Raw genomic sequence first — 24,351 nt, 5'->3', positions numbered from 1 at the left:
TTCTGGTTCTGGCATATATAAGTTAGCTTTTAGGCTCTGGCGGGGTTAAGCCAAATTGTAAATACGCCATGTTGGTGGCAATTCGGCCACGAGCGGTACGCATCACATAACCTTGTTGAATAAGATACGGCTCAATCACATCTTCAAGCGTTCCGCTATCTTCTGCCATAGCGGCAGCCAATGCTTCCACACCTGCCGGTCCGCCATCAAAACGTTCAAGCAGCATGCTTAAGTAACGTCGATCGAGTGTGTCTAGCCCGTCTTTGTCTACATTCAGCATATCAAGTGCACGTTGCGCCATTTCTTGTGTAATTTCACCAGTCCCTTTTACCTGCGCATAATCACGTACTCGTCGGAGCAAACGATTGGCGATACGCGGCGTACCTCGTGCACGACGTGCGATTTCGGCCGCACCCGAATGTGTGATCGGAACATCCATCAGATTTGCAGAGCGCGTCACGATATGGGTCAGATCCTCGACCGAGTAAAATTCAAGACGCTGGACAATACCGAATCGATCACGCAGCGGCGAGGTGAGTAGACCTGCTCGTGTTGTGGCGGCCACTAGGGTAAACGGTGGAAGATCAAGCTTGATCGAACGCGCAGCAGGCCCTTCACCAATCATGATATCCAGTTGATAATCTTCCATTGCTGGATACAGAATTTCTTCGATGACCGGCGATAAACGATGAATCTCATCGATAAACAGCACATCACCTTCTTCAAGGTTGGTCAGCATGGCGGCAAGGTCACCGGCACGCTCAAGCACCGGGCCTGAAGTTGACTTGAGGTTTCCACCCATTTCTCTGGCAATAATGTTGGCCAGTGTGGTTTTTCCTAAGCCAGGAGGACCAAAAATAAGCGTATGATCCAGTGCTTCACCTCGGCCACGTGCCGCACCAATAAAGATTTCCATTTGCTCACGAACCACGGGCTGACCAATATAGTCAGCGAGCGAGGTAGGACGAATGGCGCGATCAAAATGATCTTCTGGTTTTTCACTGCCACTGATTAAACGATCACTCATTGACGGCTCACTTCATCATCGATTTTAATGCAGCACGAATAATATCGGCTGCTTCGGTGTGGTTGGCTTTTGCTGCTGCCACTGCTTTTTGTGCTTCTGCTGGTTTATAGCCCAATGACTGTAAGGCGGCTTCTGCTTCTGCCACGGGGGAGTTAGCGCTAAACTGGATCTGTGCTGGCGCCATAGCGGAGCCTGTGCCACTCGGAGTAGATAAGGCTTTGAAGCGATCACGTAACTCTATCATTAAACGTTCGGCTGTTTTTTTACCTACCCCAGGAACTTTAATAAGAGTATTGATGTCATCATGCTCAATGGTATGGATCAGTAAATCAATGCTGAGGGTAGATAAAATGCCCAATGCCATTTTGGGACCAACACCGTTCACTTTGAGTAGGGTTCTAAAAACCAACTTTTCTTGTGCATCGATAAAACCAAACAGTTGCTGTGCATCTTCTCGAACCACCAGATGCGTCCATAATGTGACGCGTTGTCCTTTTTGCAACTGACAAAATGTTGATAGCGGCGTGTCGATTTCATAACCGACACCATTGACATTCAGCAATACGGTCGGCGCCTCAAGCGCAAAAACTTCACCAATTAAACAACCAATCATGCGATTCAATCACTCTTCAAATTCAAAAAATACAATAACAAAAATCTTGATACTCCACAGCAAATAACCGGCTGTTGTACAAGCAACTGATTTGATCTGGCGACTAAAATTTAAAACATGCTGACTTTATTGCCTTTGAGCTCTTGCGAAATGGCATAAGCCTGATGGTCGGAAAAACGACTGATAATATCTAAAATCTGCATGATGTTTTGATAGAGATCATCACTCATGATCATGCCAAGATTTTGCAAAATTACCATTAAACGCTGATCTTTAAAGCGTAGCCGCTGTTTTGGTTGGGCAAGCGGAATAAAAGCATCGAGTAAATGCTGCAAACTCGAGTGTGCCAGTAATTCAAGATCCGCTTTGTGTGGATGATCAAAAATTTTATCTCGAGTCAGGTTTTTTGCATTTTGAATACCAATATGAATATCACTTGGGCAATATTGCAATAAACCGCCATTGAGCTTACCCGCCAGTATTTCATCATGATGACGTGCAAAGGCGTTGGTTACTTCTGCAACTAAACGTTTCATCACCCGTCCACGTAAGGCCGCGACTTTCTGATGCCATGTGGCGTGTGGGAGGGTCAGTTCGTGTGGGGTGCCATAGTCACCAATCAAATTCAGAAAATAAGGCTCAACTTCATCATATTCGAGCATATTCATGCTGATGCCATCTTCAAGATCAATCAGGGCATAACAAATATCATCGGCCGCTTCGAGTAAATAGGTTAAAGGATGGCGACAATAATGATATTCGCCTAACTGGATGAGCCCGAGTTGTTCTGCAATTTGCACCAGTACTTCTTTTTCAGACTGATAGCAGCCAAACTTGGAGCGCAGATGCGTTGAGTCGATATGGTCAACCGGATGAGACAACCAAGGATATTTTAAATAAGCACCCAGTGTAGCAAAAGTGAGTCGCATCCCACCGTCATTGGGGTGATAATCCAGACGCGTTAAAATACGTAAGCCTTGGGCATTGCCTTCAAACTGACATACATCGGCATGTTGTTCGGGGGTAAGGCCTTCAAGATAGCGCTGGTTTTCAGCTTCATCGAACCAGTCACGAATGGCATATTCACCTGCATGACCAAAAGGTGGATTGCCAATGTCATGTGCAAGACACGCGGCCTGAATAATGGCACCGATGTCTGATGGAGAAATCCATGCGGGAAGTTCATTCTTGATTTTTTCAGCAGCTAACATTCCTAATGTACGCCCAACACAAGACACTTCAAGTGAATGTGTGAGCCGTGTGTGAATGCCATCTTGCTGGGTGAGCGGGTGGACTTGAGTTTTGCGGTTTAGTTGTCGAAAACTCGGCGAGAAGATGATGCGATCATAATCTTTATGATATGGGCTACGGGCCAATTCAGTTTTACTTTTTTTACTACCTAAACGAACCGCTGAAAGCAGCTCTAACCAGCGCATTTGTTCCATTTATAACTTTTCTTGAGATCTCTGATTTCATGATGCCAAAAAAAAGAAAAAAGCACTAGATCAGTGCGACAGAAGTTGGCGCTTTTAGTGAAATTTAATTTCTTTTCGTGAATGTGATTATTTTGATGCAATTCATTTAGATAATACGGAATGTTCATCTAGCCGATTTTTGCTTTTCACAGTAGAATATGCGCTCTCTCTAAAGTCACATTGCGGTAAAGTTCATCAGACTTGCCCGTGGAGCCAAAATCAACATGTTTATCGTGGCCGGTGCACCAGCACATTCTTCTTTTAAGAAAGCTCAACTATTAACACGTTTATCGTCAATTAGTTCTGTACAATCTTTTGACAGCCAATGGGTTTATCTGTTTGATCAAGCGCTCAACGAGCAGCAGCATCAATCTGCATTACAACTATTAAATGATGGATCATCGTTTGAGCTGCGTCAGGCGGCAACAGATGAAATCCAAGTTTTGGTGACGCCACGTATCGGCACCATTTCGCCGTGGTCGTCTAAAGCCACCGATATTTTCAAAAACTGTAATACACCGATTCATCGTTTAGAGCGTGGTATTTTGTTTACCCTTAAAGGGATTAGCGAAATGACCCATGAAGTGAAACAAGCACTTCATGACCGCATGACTGAAACAGTTTTTGCAGAAATTGACAGTGCCAATGCATTGTTTTTGGAAACTTCGCCAAAACCGCTCAACTCGGTTGATATTTTGGGTGAGGGTAAAGCGGCACTGGTTAAAGCCAACAATGAATTTGGCTTTGCATTGTCTGAGCAAGAAATTGACTACCTTACCGATGCCTTTACTCAATTGGGCCGTAACCCGAACGATATCGAGCTGATGATGTTTGCTCAGGCAAACTCAGAGCACTGCCGTCATAAAATCTTTGGTTCAGAATGGACGATTGATGGTGAAGTACAGCCGTTATCCTTGTTCCAGATGATTAAAAACACCTATAAAGAGTCACCAGACGAAGTGTTATCTGCCTATAAAGATAATGCGTCTGTGATTGTGGGCTACGATACTCAGCGTTTTTATCCAAAAAAAGACAACGACACCGGTCATTATATTTATAAATATAAGAGTCAGGCTGCACACATCCTGATGAAAGTTGAAACCCATAACCATCCAACTGCAATCTCGCCATTTGCGGGTGCTGCAACGGGTTCAGGCGGTGAAATCCGTGATGAAGGCGCAACAGGCCGTGGGGGTAAACCAAAAGCAGGCTTGACCGGCTTTACCGTTTCAAACCTCAATATTCCGGGCTTTGAACAGCCTTGGGAAGAAAACTACGGTAAACCGTCACGTATGGCATCTCCACTTCAAATTATGATTGAAGGTCCATTGGGTGGTGCAGCATTTAACAATGAATTTGGCCGTCCGGCATTAAATGGCTATTTCCGTACTTTTGAACAAAATGTCAACGGCGAAGTGAAAGGCTTCCATAAGCCAATCATGATTGCGGGTGGTTATGGTAACATTCGTCCAGATCATGTCGAAAAAGATGCAATTCAACCAGGTGATTTACTGATTGTACTCGGCGGACCAGCCATGTTGATTGGTTTGGGTGGTGGAGCAGCGTCTTCTGTAGACAGCGGTACCATGGGTGAGAGCCTTGATTTTGCTTCTGTACAACGTGAAAACCCAGAGATGGAGCGTCGTTGCCAAGAAGTGATTGATACCTGCTGGCGCCTAGAAGATTTCAACCCGATTGTGTCTGTTCATGACGTTGGTGCAGGCGGTCTTTCAAATGCGATGCCTGAACTGGTAAACGACCATGAGTTGGGTGCGATTTTAAATTTACGTAAAATTCCATCGCTTGAGCCTGGCATGAGCCCAATGGAAATCTGGTCAAACGAAGCACAAGAACGTTATGTGCTTGCGATTCGTCCAGAGTCTTTGGCTCAGTTTGAAGAAATCTGTGCGCGTGAGCGTTGTCCGTTTGCTGTGCTTGGTGAAGCAACTGAAGCGCGTCATTTAACGGTTGAAGATCCATTGTTTGAAAACAATGCGGTGGATATCCCGATGCAAGTCATGCTAGGTGGTACGCCTCGTATGCAACGTTCTTATGAAAGCATTGAACGTGAAGGTACAGCTTTTGATACGACACAGATCGATTTAAAAGATGCCATTTTCCGTGTACTTAAAAACCCAACTGTGGCATCTAAATCATTCTTGATCACCATTGGTGACCGCTCGATTACGGGTATGGTGGCACGTGACCAAATGGTTGGCCCATGGCAGGTGCCTGTTGCCGATGCTGCGGTGACCACAACCAGCCTTCAAGGGTACACAGGTGAAGCCATGGCAATGGGTGAACGCCCGCCAGTGGCATTGTTAAACCCTGCGGCATCTGCACGCCTAGCGGTGGCTGAAGCGATTACCAATATTGCATCGGCCAATATCGAACAAATTGGTGACATCAAACTTTCTGCAAACTGGATGGCAGCTGCAGGTCAAAAAGGTGAAGATCAAGCTTTATTTGAAGGTGTAAAAGCCATTGGTATGGAAATGTGCCCTGCGCTGGGTATTGCGATTCCGGTCGGTAAAGACTCGCTTTCCATGCGTACCACGTGGAATGATAATGGTGAAGACAAAGCCGTGACTTCGCCAATGTCGGGTGTGATTACTGCATTTGCACCTGTGAGTGATGTGCGTAAAACCTTAACACCAGAGCTGAAAAAAATTGATGAATCTGTTCTGGTTCGTATCGATTTATCGAAAGGCCAGTTCCGTCTCGGCGCTTCGATTCTCACTCAAGTATACAAGGCAATAGGGACGGTCACGCCAGATGTTGACAGTTTTGATGACTTAAAAGCATTTTTTGCGTTGGTACAAGACTGGAATAATCGCAGTTTAATTCAGGCCTATCACGATATCGGTGATGGTGGCTTGCTCGCTACGGTTGCCGAAATGATGTTTGCATCACGTTTAGGTGTTGCACTTGAACAGCAAAGCGTTGAAAGCCTGTTTGCAGAAGAAATTGGTGCAGTGGTTCAGTTAAAAGCTGCAGATTGGGACGCTGTACAAGCTGAAATTTCGGCTTCTAGCCTTAAAGATGCGATTTCGGTAGTTGGCCGTGTGAACAGTTCAGATCAATTAACTGTGAACGGTTTAACTTTTGAACGTGCCGAATTACAACGTGCATGGGCAGAAGTGTCTCATCAAATCCAGCGTTTACGTGACAACGTTGAAACTGCCGACCAAGAATTTGCCTTGATTTCAGATCAAGATCATAAAGGTTTGATTGCACAAGCTACTTTTGATTTAAACGAACCAGTTGAAGCGCCTTTCATTGCGACACGTCGTCCAAATATGGCGATTTTGCGTGAGCAAGGTGTCAATGGGCACGTTGAAATGGCGGCAGCTTTTGATAAAGTCGGATTCAACACCATTGATGTTCACATGAGTGACTTACTCGCCGGTCGTGTCGATCTTCAAGATTTTGAAGGTTTGGTGGCATGTGGTGGCTTCTCTTACGGTGATGTCATGGGTGCAGGTGGTGGCTGGGCCAAATCGGTGCTGTTTAATCCGAAATTACGCGATCAGTTTGAGAGCTTCTTCCATCGTGACAATACCTTTAGTCTGGGGATTTGTAACGGATGTCAAATGCTGTCACAGCTTGCACCGCTTATTCCGGGTGCTGATGCATGGCCACGTTTCCATCGTAACGTTTCGGAAGTGTTTGAGGCGCGTAGCGTAAACGTGCGTGTTGAAAAATCGGTGTCGGTATTGTTGCAAGATATGCAAGGTTCGATCTTGCCAATTGCAGTCGCTCACGGTGAAGGTCGTGTAGTGACAACCGATGCTCATTTGGCGAGCTTAAATGCCAATCAGCAAGTCACTTTACGTTATGTCGACAGCTTGGGTAACCCAACTCAGCATTATCCGCTGAATCCGAATGGCTCACCAGAAGCTGTTACAGGTGTGACCTCTAAAGATGGCCGTGCAACCATTATGATGCCGCATCCAGAGCGTAACTTCCGTGCCATTCAACACTCTTGGTCACCAGAAAACTGGACTGAAGATGGTGCATGGTTACGTATGTTCCGTAACGCACGTAAATTTATTGGCTAATTCAGCCGCATAAAAAAAACGCCACCTTGTGTGGCGTTTTTTTTATGGTGTTTATATTTTGTGCTGTGGTATGGCTTTTGCTTTAGATTTATCAGCACAATAAAAAAAGGATGTATCTGCAATGTATTCTAATAAGCACACAGTTCAACACAAACGCAGAGGGTGGTGGTTATTTGGCATGGTGATGAGTCTGGAAATGCTCTGGATTGTGGCAAATTATTTACGCCTTAATGTGTCGTAACGACATTCGCGGGATTCGGTGTACGCAGTGTCCAGAGCAGGCCCCAGATCAGAGCTGCCAAGCCCATGTAAAAGCTTTGCAGTAATGTCCCGCCATGATCAATCCAGAGTTTAGCCAGCCACGGTCCAATCAGTTGGGTGCCAGCATATAGGCTAATCAGCGCTGCGTACAGTTTAGGGCCTTGATGCGGTTGAAAGATTCGCGCAATTCGCTGAGAGCACACCACAGTCCCCATAAAACTCCCACCCATCAAAATCGCGCAGATCACCACACCGATTGCATTATGAAAGATCAATACAGCAATCAAGCTTAAAATTTGCACAATATAAGAACAAATCAGTGCAAAGCGGTCATTGGTACTTGCACCAAGCTTATTCCAGAAAGGTAACAAGATTAGGCAAGAAAGTGCCGTAATTAGCCAGATATTGGTCAGAATAAATGGCTGGTTACGAATTAACTCATGTGCTAGTGTAGGCAAAAATGTCATCGGTAAAATATAGCCTAAGCCAGCACCTGCATAGCCGATAAATAACGGAGTACTGTTTCGGTCTAGTAAGCGTGATGAACGAATGACGGCTGTAGGGCGAGAAGATAATGTAATTTTCTTAAGTTGCCAGACACTAAATAACGCCAGCGGCAGCGCCATCAACCCGATTGGAATCCAGCGCAATTGTCCGCTAAACCATGCCGATGACCAGTCGATTAATATACTGTCTAAAATGAGCCCAATCGACACGCCTGTAAACATCAGCCCGCTTAATTGTGTTTTATGATGCTCTGCCAACCATTCAAGAATCAGCGCAGGGACCAGCACAAACACCAGCCCGTTGGTGATACCATTGCATAAACGCAGCAGTAGAAAAAACGTATAATCTGTTGTGATAATTTGCAAAATAGTCAATCCTGCATTGACGAGTAATGCCCAGATCAGCACACTTTGCGTGCTGTTTCGTCCATGTAGAGAGACTGCCACCAGTGCACCGACCAAATAGCCAATATAATTCCAAGTTGCGAGATTAGCCCCTTGAGCAAGTGTGATCACATTATCTTGAATGAGATAAGGCAGTAAGGGGGTAAATGCAAATCGCCCTAGACCATGTGCCACAATTAAACTTGAAATGCCTGCGAACAGGATAAGTAACGTTTCGGCTGGGCGTGGCGAGGAGGCGGTGAGTGTCATCTTACTATAAGCTCCATCTATAGATCTGACAGCTGTATTTGGAACAGCTAAAATACCATGCTTTGGTTCGCTTCGAATATCATTAATCTATAACCACTATTTAAAATTATTAGGAATTTTATATGCTTAAACTAATTTATTACGTACCTGAATCTCATCTGGAATCGATCAAAGCTGCAATTTTTGCCGCTGTAGAAGGAGTTTGTTATGTATTTAATTTAGTCTGTAAATATTTTGATTTATAAAAAATTAATAAATTTTTCTCGTTAGATTTGATATTTCTAGACTTGAAAATATTATATGTTAAAATTAATTCTAAAGATGTAATGATTATAATTTCTAATGTTTTTATAAGAATTTATTGTAATTTTTATATTTTAATGAATAAGATTAAAAATTTGTATATATATGAATTTAAGTAAGTATGATTATTTTATTAATCCTTCTTGTATAAAATTGATATTAGGTGAGATATTTTTATTAATATTTCTTTCTGCTGGTACATTATTCTTATTTCCGTCTGTTTTTGAATCGAACGCTTTACAAGTATATTATTTTGATTTTAATATATCATTATATTATTTATATCCAGTACTCTTAGGTTTTTTTGTATTATTGCTATAATAATAAAGATTTTCAAAACTTATCGTTACACTGTGTTTAGCTTTTCTTTTAAGGAGAACTTAATAAAACTGAATATATGTTGGTTCTTAACTGTTACTGTTAAAGACTTTGAAGTTGTAGTTGGTGAATCCTATCGTATTCAGTATAGAAATGGTTTTAAAAAAGAGTTTTTCGATTGCGTGGGTATCAAAAGCTCTAAATCGATATATCTTATTCCAGTAGTGGCCGATAAAAAGAATGAATTAATAAAAATTTTATCAGATCATATTGAAGAAAATTTTATTAAGATAAACTGAATTATAAAAAACCTAAATATTTATTAATTCTTAATAGTTAAAGTGATTAAAATATAGAGTAGAATTATAATATTTCTTTCTTGATGATTCTTATAATAAGAAGATTTAAATTTTTTTATAATATATTTTGAGATAGCTTGTATTTTATTTATGATATTATGAAATAACTTGAACTACTTTGATTTTTGGCAGTAAGTTAATGCTTAAACTAATTTATTACGTACCTGAATCTCATCTGGAATCGACCAAAGCTGCAATTTTTGCCGCCGGGGCAGGCGGTGTTGGTCATTATGAGCAGTGCGCTTGGCAAGTAAAAGGTATTGGACAATTTAAACCAGTTAAAGATGCTCAACCTTTTTTAGGGCAACTAGACGCTCTAGAGCAGCTTGAAGAATGGCGTGTGGAAACGATTGTATCTGAACAAAAGGCCAAAGCAGTTGCCTTGGCCTTAAGTGCAATTCATCCGTATGAAGAACCCGCATTTGAATTTATTCAAATGGTAGATATTGATTCAATCAGATTTTCTGAATAAACAGCTTACGATCAAATCGGTACTGTGGATAAAACACACCATCTGTGGCACGTTCACCCGCCGCAATGACCATAATGGGAAATTGCTCGTCATTGAGTTTAAGCAGCTTATGAACCATTGGCTCGTCAAAGCCTTCCATCATGCAGCTATCAAATCCATAGGCTCGTAATGACAAGACCAGATTTTCACAGGCCAGTGCGGTACTCTTTGCAGCCCAAAGCTTTGCATCGGCTGGATTAAATGCCGTCACAGGCAGCTGGCGATCCAGTGTTCTGGCCACTTTAAAAGCCACTTTTTTTAAATTTCCCAGTGCGTTGAAATAGCCGGTTTTGTAGTTGAACGGAATAAAACGGTAATACTGTTTAACCATTTTAGGCGGTTCATTAAATGGAAATTCAGAAATATTTTTCTTGGCCATTTCATCAACACGATCGGTACGCGCAACACAGACGATCAGTTCTGACGCTGTTTTTGCAGCCAATTGCCCTAAGCAAGCCTTAACCAGCTGCTTTTTCTTGGCTGGATTTTGCACTACATAAAATGTCCATGGCTGAAGGTTTGACGAGTTTGGTGCCAGTAGGGCCAAATCCAGACAGGCATCTAAGACCTCAGTAGGAATGGCTTTATCGGTAAATTTGCGTACCGAGCGTCTGCTTTCAAGCACTTTACGAAAGTTATCGACATCGATATCTTGAGGTGCAGGCTCAAAATAGCGTTTTTTTTCAGTTGAATCTGAGGTTGCTGAATCGTGAGAAGTCGTGGTCATGATCTTTACTTAAGCGAGACAATAAAATGAGCATATCACTGCATCAATTTTGTGATGTTAAAAAAATGTATCACAAAACTGATGATTAAGCGATTGATTGTATTGAAGTATAATAATTAGGCAAACTGTGAGAAATCAGGTTGGCGTTTTTGCATAAAAGCTTGCACCGCTTCTTTCATTTCTGCCGATTGTACACGTTGCATAAAAATTTCGGCTTCTTTGTCAATGCAGTCGATAATCTCAGAGAGGTCTTGCTTCATCAGGGCTTTAGACTGCTTGATGGAAGCTAAAGGAAGGGCAGATAACTGTTGAGCCGTTTTGTTTGCTAATGTATAGACATCTTCTGAAATCTGGTTGATCAAACTGGCTTGTAGCGCTTTTTCGGCATTAAATTTTTGTGCAGTAAACAGTAATTCTGCCGCACGATGATATCCTGCTTGTTGCACCAACAGACGGCTTGCAGCTCCTTCAGGTGACAGTCCTAGGCTGACAAATGGAATCTGGAACAACGCCGTATTGTCGGCGTAAACAATATCTGCATGTAGCAAAATGGTCACTCCAATACCAATGGCGACACCGCGAACTGCAATAATAAGTGGCTTTGAAAAGCGCGCAGCCGATTTTAACAAGACAAAAGGTGGTTGATCGCCAGCTTTGCCTTCATGCGGTTTTTGAATAAATGACATAAAGTCTTTCATGTCATTGCCAGCCGAAAAATCTGCATCAACACCACGTAACACAACCACTCGAACCTCAGACGATGCATCAGCATCATCGAGCGCTTTTGCCAGCCAAAGATATAATTCGCCATAAAGTGCATTTTTTGCTTCTGCACGATTAAGCGCTAAGGTAAGCACCCCATTTTCTAAATTTGCTTGTAAATGTTGATGAGGTTGTTGAATACATTGTAGTGTCATCGTACTATCCTTGGTTATTTATAAAAGGCTATGCGGCTCATTATGTCCTAAAACTGCTTGAAAAAAGCAACTGATGAGTTCATTGAAGTTAAGTTGATATATGTATACGTTTGATTACCTTGTTTTTATTGGGCGTTTTCAGCCTTTTCATTTGGCTCATCTTGAAACGATTCAAATTGCATTACAGCAGAGTCGACAAGTGATTATTGCTTTGGGGTCGGCTCAGGTAGAGCGAAATATTAAAAATCCGTTTCTGGCGGCAGAGCGACAAGACATGATCTTGTCAAATTTTACACCCGAACAGCAAACACGTATTTTGTTTGCGCCCATTATTGATGTCTATGACGATAAAAAGTGGGTTGAGCAAGTTAAATCTGGTGTTTATGCGCTGGCTCCATCCACAAGTAAGATTGGTTTAATTGGCCATTTTAAGGATGAGTCATCCTACTACTTAAAGTTGTTTCCAGAGTGGCACATGGTTGAACTGGACAGCCTAAAGCAGTCTATGTCGGCCACGCCGCTGCGTGAAGCGTTCTATGAGGGTTGCATTGATGAGTCTGCTTTTCCACAAGGCACCATTGCATTTTTGAAGGCTTTTCAAAAAACTGATACCTATCGAGAGTTACAGCACAAATTTTCTTATCACGACAGCTCAAATCTTTAATATGTTGACAATAGACTTCGCTCTAAGCGAAGTCTATTGGACTAGATTAGTTGGCTTGAAGCGCCTGAATATCCTCAAGCACCTGTTCTGCATGCCCAGCTGCTTTCACTTTACGATAGCTTTTGACTAATTTTTTATTGTGAAAAATAAAGGTTGAGCGCTCAATCCCCATCACCATTTTACCGTACATATTTTTTTCTTTGATTACGTCAAAATGCTTACACAACACTTCTTCTTTATCGCTGATCAAATCGATGGTGAGTGCTTGCTTTGCTGTAAAGTTTTGATGTGATTTGACCGAGTCGCGTGATACACCAACAATTTTAACATTCAGAGCATCAAACTGATCTTTCAAGCAAGAAAAGCCAACTGCTTGTGTTGTACAACCCGGGGTGGAGTCTTTTGGGTAAAAATAGATCACCAACCATTCGTTATCTAAATCAGATAAATTAATTTCACCCGTTGTAGTTGGAAACACTTGATCCGGTAATTGAATTTCTACATTACTCATTGTTCTCTCCATAAAAAACAAGCCACATAATGTGGCTTGTAATGTCATTTTAAAATGAACTTAGTTTTTCGCTGCTGGTGCGGCTTTCATAGCTTCTTCACTTAAAGTTTTAAGTTTTGAAGTCAACTGAGGGCCTAAGCAAGTTTGAAGGCTTTTGTTTTGCTGTTGTACGAAAGCCAATGTGCTTGGGCTTTTCTTAGCATTAATCGCGCTTTGAATTTCCCATTTTTGTGCATTGGTCATTCTGCCGTCTGCTTCTACTGCACATGAACAATATTTGCCTACTTCTGCGCTGTTCAGTTTATTACCTTTAGCAGTCTCTTCTTTACACAGATTGATCAAAGCACCTTTTACATTTGTGCTTTTGTAGGCTTGCTGAAGTTTGTTGTCGTCTGCATGAGTTACAGATGCAAACAAAGCTGCAGATGCCATTACAGAAGAAAGTAAAAGTTTGGTATTCAAAAATTTCATAAATAGTACCTTATTATTGCGGTATGTAGCGTGTTGGATCTGCGACGCCAGCTTCAATAAAACCTTCTTTACGTAAGCGGCAGCTATCACATTTACCACAAGCACGGCCTTGCGTATCAGCCTGATAGCAAGAAACTGTTTGACTATAGTCTACGCCATGTTCAATACCAAGACGTATAATATTCGCTTTGGATAAATGTAACAAAGGTGTTTCAAATGTAAGAGGTTTTCCTTCTACACCCGCTTTTGTTGCCAAGCGTGCCATATTTGTAAACGCTTCGATATATTCTGGGCGACAATCTGGGTATCCAGAATAATCTACTGCATTTACGCCAATAACAATAGCCTCAGCGCCAAAAACTTCTGCTGCAGCAAGCGCATACGAGAGAAAAATTGTGTTTCGAGCCGGTACATACGTCACCGGAATACCATCTTGTTGTTGTTCTGGAACATCAATGCTGTGATCGGTAAGGGCAGAGCCACCCAAATTACCTAAATCGATATTGATCACGCGATGTTCAACGCCAGCGCGTTGAGTCAGTGCTTTGGCTGCATCTAGCTCTGTAGATGAACGTTGACCATACATAAAGCTTAAGGCCATGCATTCATAGCGCGCTTGTGCCCAAGCTAAACAGGTTGTTGAGTCTAAGCCGCCTGACAATAAAACAATGGCACGAGGGCGCATATATCATTCTCCAATCAAATTAAATTAACGACCCGTTTCATCGTTCCATAAAATTTTATGGAGCTGTAACTGAAACCGCACGGGGAGATGGTCGTTTAGAATCCACTCTGCTAAATCACGAGCCAGTTGAGGCAGTTTAGCTGCATTTTTCTCAACGGCAAAAGCAGGCGAGAACCATACGGTACTCACTTTTTTCTCAAGTTGAAATTGTTCAACCTGAAGTTTGGACCATTCATAATCTTCACGATTACAAATCACAAATTTGATCTGATCGTGAGGAGTCAAATGATCAAGATTGCTCATCAGGTTACGCTTCTCTTCACCAGAGGTTGGCGTCTTGAGATCAAGCACTTTTGATACCCGAGCATCGACCATTGAAACATCGAGTGCACCACTGGTTTCCAGTGAAACGTCAAAACCTAAATCACACAGACGCGTTAATAATACCTGACAATTGGGCTGAGCCAGTGGCTCGCCACCTGTCACACAAATATAAGGCGTTTTGTAGGCACGTGCAGTTTCTATGATTTCATCAATTGAAAGTCGTTGCCCACCTTCAAATGAATAAGTGGTATCACAATATGTGCAGCGTAAAGGGCAACCCGTTAAGCGGATAAAAACTGTTGGTAAACCCGCAGTATTGGCTTCCCCTTGTAAAGAGTAGAAAATTTCCGTTATGCGTAGTCCCGCAGCCGGGTCCGTCACTGGAATTGTCGTAGAACGTAAAGAAGTCATTACAGCATTACCAAGAGTTGAAAAACAAAAATCTCTACGATCAGGCTTGACCGTAGAGACGAGAAGCGAATCAGGCTCCGAAGAGCATCAATATTTCGCTAATCTGTGAGAATTACTCAGCGCGAAGCAAATCGTTCAAGCTGGTTTTCGAGCGTGTTTGCGCATCTACTTTTTTCACAATAATTGCAGCATACAGACTGTACTTGCCGTCTTTAGACGGTAAGCTGCCCGGTACAACTACTGAACCCGCAGGTACACGGCCGTAATGAATTTCACCAGTTTCACGGTCGTAAATACGAGTCGACTGACCAATATATACGCCCATTGAAATTACAGAACCTTCTTCTACGATTACACCTTCAACAATTTCAGAACGCGCGCCAATAAAGCAGTTATCTTCAATAATCGTTGGATTGGCTTGAAGTGGTTCAAGTACACCACCAATACCTACACCGCCAGACAAGTGAACATTTTTACCGATCTGAGCACATGAACCTACAGTGGCCCAAGTATCAACCATGGTGTTTTCATCAACATAAGCACCAATGTTGACATAAGATGGCATCAACACAACATTTTTTGCTTGGAAGCTACCGCGGCGTGCAACAGCAGGAGGAACAACACGAACACCAGCTTCTTTAAACTGCGCTTCAGTCCAGCCTGCAAATTTAGTGTCTACTTTATCGTAAAACGCTAAATCGCCAGATTCAACAGGTTTGTTGTCGTTAAGTTTGAACGATAATAAAACCGCTTTTTTAACCCACTGGTGAACAATCCATTCACCATCAATTTTTTCAGCAACACGTAAAGTGCCGTTGTCTAAACCAGCAATAACATGTTCAACTGCTTCACGAATTTCTGTAGGGCAATCAGCAGCGGTAAAGTTGGCACGATTTTCAAACGCTTGCTCAATGATCGTTGAAAGCTCAGACATGGACGTCCTTCCAAAAAAAATTTTAAAGATTCTACACGAAAACGGCCAAAGAATCTTGGGTTGAATGATTGCCGTGATTAAAAAACAATCAAAATTTAGACATTGCGTTTTTGCAGCAGTAATTATATTTAAATTCAATAAAAATTGATTAAAAAACAAGCTAAAAGGCCAACTTGTATCAAAAATTAACAGAAAATAAGCAAATTTTGTATAAAAACAAATCACAATTTCATCTACTATGGGCTTACCAAAAGAAATCAGATTTATTAGAACAAGCCTTTACTCTTTTTGAGGAGACGAAAATGAAAGTATTAAAAGTATTCGCATTAGCAGGTGCACTTAGCGCTGTAGCAGGCGTTGCATCAGCTGATGATGCTGTGGTACATGACCGTTATGCATTTGACGCGCAGCAGCTCATTCCTGTAGGTGTTCGTGCTGAAGTAGGCACAACAGGTTACGGTGGTGCTTTGCTTTGGCAAGCAAACCCGTATGTAGGTCTAGCACTTGGTTACAATGGTGGCGACATTTCATGGCGCGATGATTTATCTGTGAACGGTACTAAATACGATGTTGATATGAATAACAACAACGTTTACCTAAATGCAGAAATTCGTCCTTGGGGTGCAAGCCAGAACCGTTGGGCTCAAGCTGTATATGTTGCGGCAGGTGCAGCATACCTAGATAACGATTACGATTTAAGTAAGCGCTCAACTGACGGAACAATTAAAGTAAATGGTAATAACTATAACTTTAATGGTGAAGTTCGCGGTAAGCTAGATTATAAAAACGATATCGCACCGTACGTTGGACTTGGTTTCTCACCTAAGTTGACTAAAAACTGGGGCGTTTTTGGTGAAATCGGTGCTTATTATGCAGGTAATCCACGTGTAAATCTTGACGCAAACGGTACATTCGTTAATGTGAACGGTGCAGATTTTGATCGTGATTTGGCGGCTGAAGAAAATAAAATCCGTAACGATGACAAATACAAATGGTTACCTGTTGGTAAAGTGGGCGTAAGCTACAACTGGTAATTGTTTGAACAAAAAAAACGGGAGAAATCCCGTTTTTTTTGTTTTATAAATTTGATTTTACTCGTCTGGGTAAGCCACTTTTTTAAGCTGCTTAATGTCCGCTTCTGGTGAGCATAAAGAAATAAACTCGTAACCATAACCACGAAGTAAGTGTCCTTTACGAACCGCGATCCATGTTGTATTTAAGCCAAAAATTCCGGTTTTGAGTTGACTCAAGCGATAGTCTCGTTCTTTATCGTAGGCCACGTCATTCACAATTCCCACACCCATTCCGAGTTCTACATAGGTTTTAATGACATCGGCGTCGAGTGCAGACATGACGATATCGACATCAATGCCGGCATCTTCAAAGGCTTTGTCGATTTTTGAACGCCCAGTAAAGCCGCCGTGATAGGTGATGATTGGAAAATTTGCGAGCTTCTCAAGTGTAATGTCGGCTTCTTTGGCAAGCGGATGATTTTGCGGCGTGATAATGCTGTGTTCCCATTGATAGTAAGGGACGCTGGCCAGATTATCTTCGGTGGTCAAAGATTCGGTGGCAATACCGATATCCGCTTCACCAAGCAACAACATTTCTGAGATTTCGGTTGGGCTGGCCTGTTGCAAGATTAAATGTACCTTTGGAAACAGTTTCTTAAATTGATTGACAATCGGAGGCAGCACATAACGAGCTTGTGTGTGCGTGGTGGCAATAGTCAAGGTGCCTTCATCAACTTTGTTAAAGTCATCGGCCAGACGTTTAATATTTTCTGCATCGACCAACATACGTTCAACAATGCCAAGCAAGGATTGGCCGGGTTCTGTCAAACCTAACAATCGTTTTCCTTTGCGAACAAAAAGTTGTACACCCAACTCATCTTCTAAATCTTTAATATGCTTACTGACACCTGATTGTGAAGTGTAAAGTGCAGCAGAAGCTTCGGTCAGATTAAAATTCTGACGCACGGTTTCCCGAATAATGCGTAATTGTTGAAAATTCATGTTCTCTTGATCCTCTCAACGAGAATGGGGGACTTGCCCCCATTTTTTAATTCTAAGCAACCCGTTCTTCAAAAAGATGAAGTTGAGACACACTGATCCAAACCGTTTGGTTCGGTCTAAATTGATGAAGGCGTGCTTCATCGGGTGTCAGGGCAATTTCGATCAGTCTGCCATTACGATCTTGTAATTCAGCAACGACTTTTCCAGCAATCCAGACTTCTCTTAAAAAGGTAGCTTGAATGGTGTTATCTGTTGGTTGTGCATGAATATGTAGTTCATTTGGTCGAGCAAATGCTATCACTTTACCGTGAGGTGTTTGCGAGGCATTCGGTAAAATAATTTTGTCATCGCCCAATTGAATGATGTTTTCATAATAATGTCCATCAAAGCGATTGGCTTGTCCTAAAAAGTCAAAAACAAACGGGGTCGCTGGCTTTTCGTATACTTCACGTGGTGAACCGATTTGCTCGACATTCCCTTTATTCATCACAATAATCTGATCGGCAACTTCAAGCGCCTCTTCTTGATCGTGTGTCACAAAAATCGAGGTAATATGTAGCTCGTCATGCAGTGTCCGTAACCAGCGTCGCAATTCCTTACGCACTTTGGCATCCAGCGCACCAAATGGTTCGTCAAGCAGTAGCACGCGCGGTTCCACTGCCAGTGCACGGGCCAATGCAATACGCTGGCGCTGACCACCCGAAAGTTGAGAAGGGTAGCGATCGGCTAAAAAACCGAGTTGAACCAGATCCAGCAAACGTGTTACGCGCTTTTTAATCTCTGCTTCCGATGGGCGCGTCCGCCGTGAGCGTACACGTAAACCGAAGGCAATATTGTCAAATACGGACATGTGGCGAAACAGCGCATAATGTTGAAATACGAATCCCACTTGACGCTCACGCACATGAATATCGGTGGCATCGGTGCCTTCAAGCAACACTTGCCCGCCATCTGCCGATTCTAGTCCGGCAATGATACGTAAAAGCGTTGTTTTTCCGCAGCCTGATGGTCCTAACAATGCCACCAGTTCACCTTCTGGAAAGTCTAATGAAATATTTTTTAATGCATGGAATGCACCAAAATGTTTTTCAATATTTTTAACTTGAATACTCATTTGTCATTCCTCAAGATGAAGTTGAATCATGTTGTTTGTTTTGTTTTTCCTGACGCACTTCCACCCATGTTTTTAAAATCAGGGTCACAATCGCCAGTAGCGCCAACAGTGAAGACACGGCAAAAGCGGCACTAAAGGTGTATTCGTTGTATAAAATCTCGACATGCAGTGGCAAAGTATTGGTTTCACCGCGGATATGTCCTGAAACCACAGAAACTGCACCAAACTCACCCATCGCGCGTGCATTACACAAGATCACACCGTAAATTAAGCCCCATTTGATGTTGGGTAAGGTCACTTTCCAAAAGGTCTGCCAGCCCGATGCACCCAAAACCATCGCCGCTTCTTCTTCTTCAGTGCCTTGCGCTTCCATTAAAGGAATCAGCTCACGTGCCACAAAAGGTACGGTAATAAAAACAGTAGCCAATACAATCGCAGGTACGGCATACAATACCTTGATGTCATGATCCATAAACCATGGCCCGAACCAGCCTTGCATACCAAAGATCAGGACCAGCATCAAACCTGCAATTACAGGTGAAACTGAAAACGGTAAATCGATTAAGGTCGTGAGTATCGATTTTCCGGCAAATTGAAATTTTGCCACGGCCCATGCTGCTGCCACACCAAAGATGACATTGAGTGGTACCGCAATTGCTGCCGTAAGCAAGGTTAGCTTGACTGCTGATAAAGTGTCTGGATTAATCAGTGCATTGATATATACCTCGACACCTTGTCGAAATGCTTCTACAAAGACCAAAATAAGGGGCAGAATCAGGCAGCTTAAAAAGAACAGTAACGCAATACTCAGCAGCGTATAACGAACCCACTTGGGCTCGCGTGTGGCATCACGGCTTTGAAGCTTTTCTGCCAGTAAATGGCTATCGGTGACTAAGCTCATTTGACTGTTCTCCCGGTACGGCGGCTCGCCCATGCTTGTAAAAGATTGATCGCAAACAAGATCACAAAGGAAATCACCAGCATTACGACCGCAATTGTGGTTGCAGCCTCATAGTCATATTCTTCGAGTCTGGAGATAATCATTAGCGGTGCGATTTCTGTTTTAAAAGGTTGATTGCCAGCAATAAAAATCACTGAACCATATTCACCCACGCCACGTGCAAACGCTAAGGCAAAACCGGTGAGTAAGGCTGGAAATAAAATGGGCAAAATAATTTTGGTGATAATTTGAAAACGGTTGGCACCCAGAGCCGATGCAGCTTCCTCAAGTTCGGTTTCGATATCGCTTAAAACCGGCTGCACAGTACGTACTACAAAAGGTAATCCAATGAACACCAAAGCGAGGGTAATGCCAATCGGTGTATATGCAACCTTAATACCAAGTGGCTCAAGATACTGACCCACCCAGCCAGTCGAAGCGTATAGCGAGGTGAGGGCAATACCTGCAACCGCAGTAGGTAAGGCAAATGGTAAATCCACCAACGCATCGACAATACGTTTACCCGGAAAGCTATAGCGCACCAAGCACCATGCCAGAAGCAAGCCAAACACTACATTAATGAGCGCGGCAATCATGGCAGTCGTAAAACTGAGTTGCAAAGATTTAAGAATGCGCTCTGAACTCAGTATCTCCCAGAGTCCATCCCATCCCACACCCAGAGATTTGATAAAAACGGCAGATAATGGAATAAGCACGATTAAAGATAAATATGCAAGGGTAAAGCCCAGTGAAAGACCAAACCCTGGCAGCACTCGGGATCGCTGCGACATGGTAACTCCTGAAAAAGAGCAGGTTTGCTCAATCAAGCAAACGAAAAATAAAAAATCTTAATCCCAACATTGATTTACAGTGCAAAGCCAAAAAATCGATTGCTGTAACGCGCACGTACAGATCCAGTACGCTGTTTTTCTGGGAGAATGTAGTCAAATATTTCTGGAAAAGGACCGAAACCCGAAGCCACATTGATATGACCAACATGGCCTAGGCTGACGGCCTTTAACTTCCAGCAGTGTGCAAGATGCTGTGCATCTTGCACATGTAGCCACGGATCATTTTCACTCATCAGCAACTGTGTTCGAACGATTGGTTTAAGTGATTCAAAATAGGCTAAATAATTGTTGGTGCTGTCTCTGGCGAATCCTGCATCTCCAAAACGCGCTGGATTCGCGGGTGCAACCAAGGTCAAATGCTTGATCTTGTGCGTCAGATCTGGATGCTCTTTCAAAGCCGCCAAACTGGTTAAACAGCCAAAACTATGCGCCACCAGTTGTACTGGTCCATGAATTGAGCGTACATGCTTCGCCAGTTGTTCTACCCATTCAGAAAGTACAGGTCGATGCCAATCGGCTTGTTCGACACGTGAGCATGACTGCAGTTGACGTTGTAACCATGACTGCCAATGATGTTGTTCACTACCACCAACACCCGGAACAATTACTGTATGAACCATCATCATGCTCCTGAACGCTCAATTATTTTGCGCTATTTTCTTTAACAATTTGGTCAAAGACGCCGCCATTACTAAAGTGTGCCTTTTGTACTTTTTTCCAGCCGCCAAACTCTTGATCAATCGTGACCAGTTTGAGTGGTTTAAAGGTGCCGCTGTAGCGTTTCAAAATATTTTGATCACGTGGGCGATAAAAGTTTTTCGCCGCGATATCTTGGCCTTTAGGTGAATACAAGAAGTTTAGATAAGCTTTCGCTAGGTTTTCGTTGCCATTTTTTTGAACATTCTTTTCTACAATTGCCACAGGTGGTTCAGCTAAAATTGAAAGCGAAGGCGTAATAATTTCAAACTTGCCAGGTTGTTCACGTACCGCCAGATAAGCTTCGTTTTCCCATGCCAATAACACATCGCCAATACCGCGTTCAGCAAAGGTTGTGGTCGCACCACGAGCACCTGAATCAAGCACTTTGGTCTGTTTGTAAATTTGGCGCACAAAATCGCGTGCTTTGGCGTCTGAACCATATTTATGTTTTGCCCATGCCCATGCCGCTAAGTAGTTCCAGCGTGCACCACCTGAGGTTTTTGGATTTGGCGTAATAATTTCGACACCAGGCTTGGTAATGTCGCTCCAGTCTTTAATACCTTTTGGGTTACCTTTACGGACTAGAAATACAATCGTTGAGGTATATGGTGTTGAGTTATTTGGAAATTTCTTTTGCCAATCGGGTGGTAGTAGTTTTGCTTTATCGGCAATTTCATCGATATCGGCAGCCAAAGCAAGGGTAACCACATCGGCTTGTAAACCATCAATCACGGCACGTGCTTGTTTGCCAGAACCTCCGTGTGATTGTTTAAAGTTAATCTCTTGACCAGTACGTTGTTTCCAGTACGCGCCAAACTCCTTGTTGAAGTTTTCGTAGAGTTCACGTGTTGGGTCATAAGACACGTTTAAAAAGTCTTTTGCTGCAAATGAAGAAACGGAGATTAATGCAGCCAGTACCCCAATTTTTAACTGTGCAAATCGCATATTCATATCCTTAAATAGGTTAGTTCTAAATCTAAAAAGGAGAATACAATGAGTTACTATCCATAAAAAATAATAAAAAATGAATTTTATATGAATAAAAAAGAAATAAGAAAATGCATCATTTTTATGGTTCGGTTTTACACTAAGCTGCCTAAAAATAGAGAAATTACCTATGTGGTGCTTTAAAAATGCTCAACCCGTTGCGTCTGTTGCTCTACAGGATCGCGCATTTCAATATGGGGATGGGTGTTTTTCGACAGCACGCATTGTGAAAGGGCAGATTCAACTGGCCAATCGACATTATGAGCGCTTGAACTATGCCTGCCAGCAATTGGGATTAAATGTTGATTTAAAGCTGATTGAGCAAAGCCTACAGCAACTGACTCATCAGGAGATAGTGCTCACTGGAACGCTGAAACTTTTGATCAGTCGGGGTGAAGGCCCACGAGGCTATAGCGTTCCAGATCATAATGCGGATCTGTATGTATTTTTCTATCCGCAAGCCTATAGTGACACCGCACCGCAGCATGTAGAAGTCGGTCTTTTGCCACGCCGTATCGGATTGACCATGCCAGATATGGTCGGCATTAAGACGCTCAATCGACTCGAACAAGTCTTGCTCAAGCAGCAGGCAGATCAATACGGCTGGGCAGAAGCACTGGTGGCAGATTTAAACGGGAATATTGTTGAAGGCGTAAGCAGTAACTGCTTTATTTACTTAAATAACGCATGGATTACGCCCGAACTTCGCTATAATGGCGTTCGCGGTTTAATGCGAACTGAAATTTTGGATCGGGCCCAACAGGCCGGTATCGATATTCTTGAACGTCAGATTCATCTCGATGAACTCGATCAGGTTCAGGCGCTATTTTTTTGTAATACGCTTCATCCGATGACCATTGCCTCGCGGATGCATTCGCGATCTTTAAGTACCGAGGCATGTTTGACACTTTTCCACACTCTTAAACTGAATCAGATTGATTGATATGTCGAAGCAGCCCACAAAGCCGAAATCTAAAAACACATCGCAAAAACTGCCTTCTTCGGGGTGGAAAAAACATCGTTTCACATGTGTACTATTGATCATCTTAGTGGCCATGTTTTGGGTGCTATGGAGTAATTTGTTTCGTGCCTACCCAATCGAAGGTAAAAAACAAATGCTGTCGATTGCTCCCGGTGATACCTACACGCGATTTATCGACCGTCTGGGTCGTGATGAAAAAGTCAGCTTGCCAATCGTTTTGAAAATTTATCAAAAGTTTTTTATTCATGACAGTTTAAAAGCAGGCGTATATGAAATTCAGCAGGGCATGAGTATTCGACAAGTTCTGGCAATGCTCTCAAACGCCGATAATGCGCAAATGAATCGTATTTTGGTGATTGAAGGTACCACTTTTAAACAGTTGGTCGAGATTCTTAAAAAAGATCCTTTGGTTGAAAAAAGCGTGGTCAATTTACCGCAACAAGAAATGTTGAAGGCTCTGGATATTCCGTACGATCATCCTGAAGGACTATTTGCACCAAACACCTATTTTTTTGCCAAAGGTGAGTCGGATAAAAAAATCCTAATCGATTTGTATCGCTATCAAATGAAAACCTTAGATGAGGCGTGGCAAAAGCGAGCACCGGGTCTGCCGTATAAAAATAAATATGAGGCGTTGATTATGGCCTCGATTATTGAAAAAGAAACCAGTTTGGATTCAGAGCTACGTCAAGTTTCGGGCGTGTTTGTACGTCGTCAAAAATTGGGTATGCGATTGCAAACAGATCCGACTGTTATTTACGGTATGGGTGAGCGCTATACCGGCAATATTACCCGTCAGGATTTGCGAACACCTACTGCCTATAACACATACACCATGGCTGGATTACCCCCAACCCCAATTGCATTGCCGGGTAAAAAAGCCATTGAGGCTGCCATGCATCCAGACAATTCTGACAATATTTATTTTGTTGCTACTGGCAACGGCGGGCATAAATTTAGTGCGACTTTGCAGGAGCACAATCAAGCGGTTCAACAGTATTTGTCCGTGTTAAGATCGAAAAATTAAGGTA

Annotated in this window: 24 protein-coding genes and 1 pseudogene; 8 read left to right on the top strand and 17 right to left on the bottom strand. The window is 42.7% G+C overall.

Annotated elements, in window-relative coordinates; translation table 11 throughout:
• Positions 1 to 22: 22 nt before the first annotated feature.
• The 3 genes from ruvB to KCV09_RS07350 all read right to left on the bottom strand — a co-directional run bounded on the left by ruvB (position 23) and on the right by KCV09_RS07350 (position 3,085).
• Positions 23 to 1,027: a Holliday junction branch migration DNA helicase RuvB gene (gene ruvB / locus KCV09_RS07360; RefSeq protein ID WP_004939345.1), complete on the bottom strand. Its 1,005-nt coding sequence runs from the start codon at positions 1,025 to 1,027 to the stop codon at positions 23 to 25.
• A 7-nt stretch (positions 1,028 to 1,034) separates the two neighbouring features.
• Positions 1,035 to 1,640 (bottom strand): Holliday junction branch migration protein RuvA, encoded by a 606-nt coding sequence (gene ruvA / locus KCV09_RS07355; RefSeq protein ID WP_025094982.1) that lies wholly within the window; start codon positions 1,638 to 1,640, stop codon positions 1,035 to 1,037.
• Between the two features lie 110 nt (positions 1,641 to 1,750).
• On the bottom strand, positions 1,751 to 3,085 hold the full coding sequence (locus KCV09_RS07350) for a deoxyguanosinetriphosphate triphosphohydrolase (RefSeq protein WP_004939340.1): 1,335 nt from the start codon (positions 3,083 to 3,085) through the stop codon (positions 1,751 to 1,753).
• 254 nt (positions 3,086 to 3,339) lie between these two features.
• On the opposite strand from KCV09_RS07350, the gene purL reads away from it, so the two are divergent.
• Positions 3,340 to 7,176, top strand: a complete 3,837-nt coding sequence (gene purL, locus KCV09_RS07345) for a phosphoribosylformylglycinamidine synthase (RefSeq protein WP_151815467.1) — start codon at positions 3,340 to 3,342, stop codon at positions 7,174 to 7,176.
• Between the two features lie 121 nt (positions 7,177 to 7,297).
• Positions 7,298 to 7,417, top strand: coding sequence for a KGW motif small protein (locus KCV09_RS16410; RefSeq protein ID WP_004939335.1), 120 nt, complete (start codon positions 7,298 to 7,300; stop codon positions 7,415 to 7,417).
• On the opposite strand, the gene KCV09_RS07340 is transcribed toward KCV09_RS16410, so the two are convergent.
• Positions 7,404 to 8,597 carry a YbfB/YjiJ family MFS transporter gene (locus KCV09_RS07340; RefSeq protein WP_151815468.1) on the bottom strand — a complete coding sequence of 398 codons (1,194 nt, stop codon included), beginning with the start codon at positions 8,595 to 8,597 and terminating at the stop codon, positions 7,404 to 7,406. The two genes, KCV09_RS16410 and KCV09_RS07340, sit on opposite strands and share 14 nt — an antisense overlap.
• A 122-nt stretch (positions 8,598 to 8,719) precedes the next feature.
• On the opposite strand from KCV09_RS07340, the pseudogene KCV09_RS07335 reads away from it, so the two are divergent.
• Positions 8,720 to 8,797: pseudogene (locus KCV09_RS07335) on the top strand (NGG1p interacting factor NIF3); the annotation flags it as partial.
• 919 nt (positions 8,798 to 9,716) lie between these two features.
• Positions 9,717 to 10,049 carry an NGG1p interacting factor NIF3 gene (locus tag KCV09_RS07330; protein ID WP_151815469.1) on the top strand — a complete coding sequence of 111 codons (333 nt, stop codon included), beginning with the start codon at positions 9,717 to 9,719 and terminating at the stop codon, positions 10,047 to 10,049.
• Here the strand turns inward: KCV09_RS07330 and KCV09_RS07325 are convergent.
• Both KCV09_RS07325 and KCV09_RS07320 read right to left on the bottom strand, forming a co-directional pair.
• The gene (locus KCV09_RS07325; RefSeq protein WP_025094977.1) at positions 10,033 to 10,815 is read right to left on the bottom strand and encodes a nitroreductase family protein; all 783 of its coding nucleotides are present in this window, start codon (positions 10,813 to 10,815) and stop codon (positions 10,033 to 10,035) included. The genes KCV09_RS07330 and KCV09_RS07325 overlap by 17 nt on opposite strands.
• A 116-nt stretch (positions 10,816 to 10,931) precedes the next feature.
• The gene (locus KCV09_RS07320) at positions 10,932 to 11,732 is read right to left on the bottom strand and encodes an enoyl-CoA hydratase-related protein (protein WP_151791789.1); all 801 of its coding nucleotides are present in this window, start codon (positions 11,730 to 11,732) and stop codon (positions 10,932 to 10,934) included.
• A 100-nt stretch (positions 11,733 to 11,832) separates the two neighbouring features.
• Between KCV09_RS07320 and KCV09_RS07315 the strand changes: the two genes are divergently transcribed.
• Entirely contained in the window at positions 11,833 to 12,396 is a 564-nt protein-coding gene (locus KCV09_RS07315) for a nicotinate-nicotinamide nucleotide adenylyltransferase (protein WP_151815470.1), read from the top strand.
• A 46-nt stretch (positions 12,397 to 12,442) separates the two neighbouring features.
• Here the strand turns inward: KCV09_RS07315 and KCV09_RS07310 are convergent, their stop codons facing one another.
• The 5 genes from KCV09_RS07310 to dapD all read right to left on the bottom strand — a co-directional run bounded on the left by KCV09_RS07310 (position 12,443) and on the right by dapD (position 15,732).
• Positions 12,443 to 12,907, bottom strand: a complete 465-nt coding sequence (locus KCV09_RS07310) for a peroxiredoxin (RefSeq protein WP_076032037.1) — start codon at positions 12,905 to 12,907, stop codon at positions 12,443 to 12,445.
• Positions 12,908 to 12,967: 60 nt separating this feature from the next.
• Positions 12,968 to 13,378, bottom strand: a complete 411-nt coding sequence (locus tag KCV09_RS07305) for a hypothetical protein (protein ID WP_151808278.1) — start codon at positions 13,376 to 13,378, stop codon at positions 12,968 to 12,970.
• Positions 13,379 to 13,391: 13 nt separating this feature from the next.
• The gene (queC, locus tag KCV09_RS07300) at positions 13,392 to 14,063 is read right to left on the bottom strand and encodes a 7-cyano-7-deazaguanine synthase QueC (RefSeq protein ID WP_025094974.1); all 672 of its coding nucleotides are present in this window, start codon (positions 14,061 to 14,063) and stop codon (positions 13,392 to 13,394) included.
• 24 nt (positions 14,064 to 14,087) lie between these two features.
• A complete protein-coding gene (queE, locus tag KCV09_RS07295; protein WP_004948660.1) occupies positions 14,088 to 14,798 on the bottom strand; it encodes a 7-carboxy-7-deazaguanine synthase QueE in 711 nt (236 codons plus the stop codon).
• 112 nt (positions 14,799 to 14,910) lie between these two features.
• Entirely contained in the window at positions 14,911 to 15,732 is an 822-nt protein-coding gene (gene dapD / locus KCV09_RS07290) for a 2,3,4,5-tetrahydropyridine-2,6-dicarboxylate N-succinyltransferase (RefSeq protein ID WP_004939296.1), read from the bottom strand.
• Between the two features lie 302 nt (positions 15,733 to 16,034).
• Here dapD and carO point away from each other — a divergent pair, with 302 nt between their 5' ends.
• Complete coding sequence (carO, locus tag KCV09_RS07285) at positions 16,035 to 16,766, top strand: ornithine uptake porin CarO (protein WP_025094973.1); 732 nt, start codon at positions 16,035 to 16,037, stop codon at positions 16,764 to 16,766.
• A gap of 57 nt (positions 16,767 to 16,823) precedes the next feature.
• On the opposite strand, the gene KCV09_RS07280 is transcribed toward carO, so the two are convergent.
• The 6 genes from KCV09_RS07280 to KCV09_RS07255 form a co-directional block, all read right to left on the bottom strand.
• Positions 16,824 to 17,747: a CysB family HTH-type transcriptional regulator gene (locus KCV09_RS07280; protein WP_151976339.1), complete on the bottom strand. Its 924-nt coding sequence runs from the start codon at positions 17,745 to 17,747 to the stop codon at positions 16,824 to 16,826.
• Positions 17,748 to 17,799: 52 nt separating this feature from the next.
• Positions 17,800 to 18,861 carry a sulfate/molybdate ABC transporter ATP-binding protein gene (locus tag KCV09_RS07275; protein WP_004939291.1) on the bottom strand — a complete coding sequence of 354 codons (1,062 nt, stop codon included), beginning with the start codon at positions 18,859 to 18,861 and terminating at the stop codon, positions 17,800 to 17,802.
• A 10-nt stretch (positions 18,862 to 18,871) separates the two neighbouring features.
• A complete protein-coding gene (cysW, locus tag KCV09_RS07270; protein WP_025094972.1) occupies positions 18,872 to 19,762 on the bottom strand; it encodes a sulfate ABC transporter permease subunit CysW in 891 nt (296 codons plus the stop codon).
• Entirely contained in the window at positions 19,759 to 20,592 is an 834-nt protein-coding gene (cysT, locus tag KCV09_RS07265; protein ID WP_004939286.1) for a sulfate ABC transporter permease subunit CysT, read from the bottom strand. Before cysT ends, cysW begins: the two co-directional genes overlap by 4 nt.
• Before the next feature lie 74 nt (positions 20,593 to 20,666).
• Entirely contained in the window at positions 20,667 to 21,272 is a 606-nt protein-coding gene (locus KCV09_RS07260) for an alpha/beta hydrolase (RefSeq protein WP_119025929.1), read from the bottom strand.
• A gap of 22 nt (positions 21,273 to 21,294) precedes the next feature.
• On the bottom strand, positions 21,295 to 22,296 hold the full coding sequence (locus tag KCV09_RS07255) for a sulfate ABC transporter substrate-binding protein (protein WP_212515728.1): 1,002 nt from the start codon (positions 22,294 to 22,296) through the stop codon (positions 21,295 to 21,297).
• 172 nt (positions 22,297 to 22,468) lie between these two features.
• On the opposite strand from KCV09_RS07255, the gene pabC reads away from it, so the two are divergent.
• The gene (pabC, locus tag KCV09_RS07250; protein ID WP_104124118.1) at positions 22,469 to 23,281 is read left to right on the top strand and encodes an aminodeoxychorismate lyase; all 813 of its coding nucleotides are present in this window, start codon (positions 22,469 to 22,471) and stop codon (positions 23,279 to 23,281) included.
• A gap of 1 nt (position 23,282) precedes the next feature.
• A complete protein-coding gene (mltG, locus tag KCV09_RS07245) occupies positions 23,283 to 24,347 on the top strand; it encodes an endolytic transglycosylase MltG (RefSeq protein ID WP_151815472.1) in 1,065 nt (354 codons plus the stop codon).
• Positions 24,348 to 24,351 lie beyond the last annotated feature (4 nt).

Origin of the sequence: Acinetobacter soli, assembly GCF_018139125.1 — a bacterium.
In the GTDB taxonomy this organism is placed as follows: Bacteria; Pseudomonadota; Gammaproteobacteria; order Pseudomonadales; family Moraxellaceae; genus Acinetobacter; species Acinetobacter soli.
The sequence above is the reverse complement of the archived record's forward strand: the minus strand, read 5'-3'. Positions and strand labels throughout refer to the sequence as shown.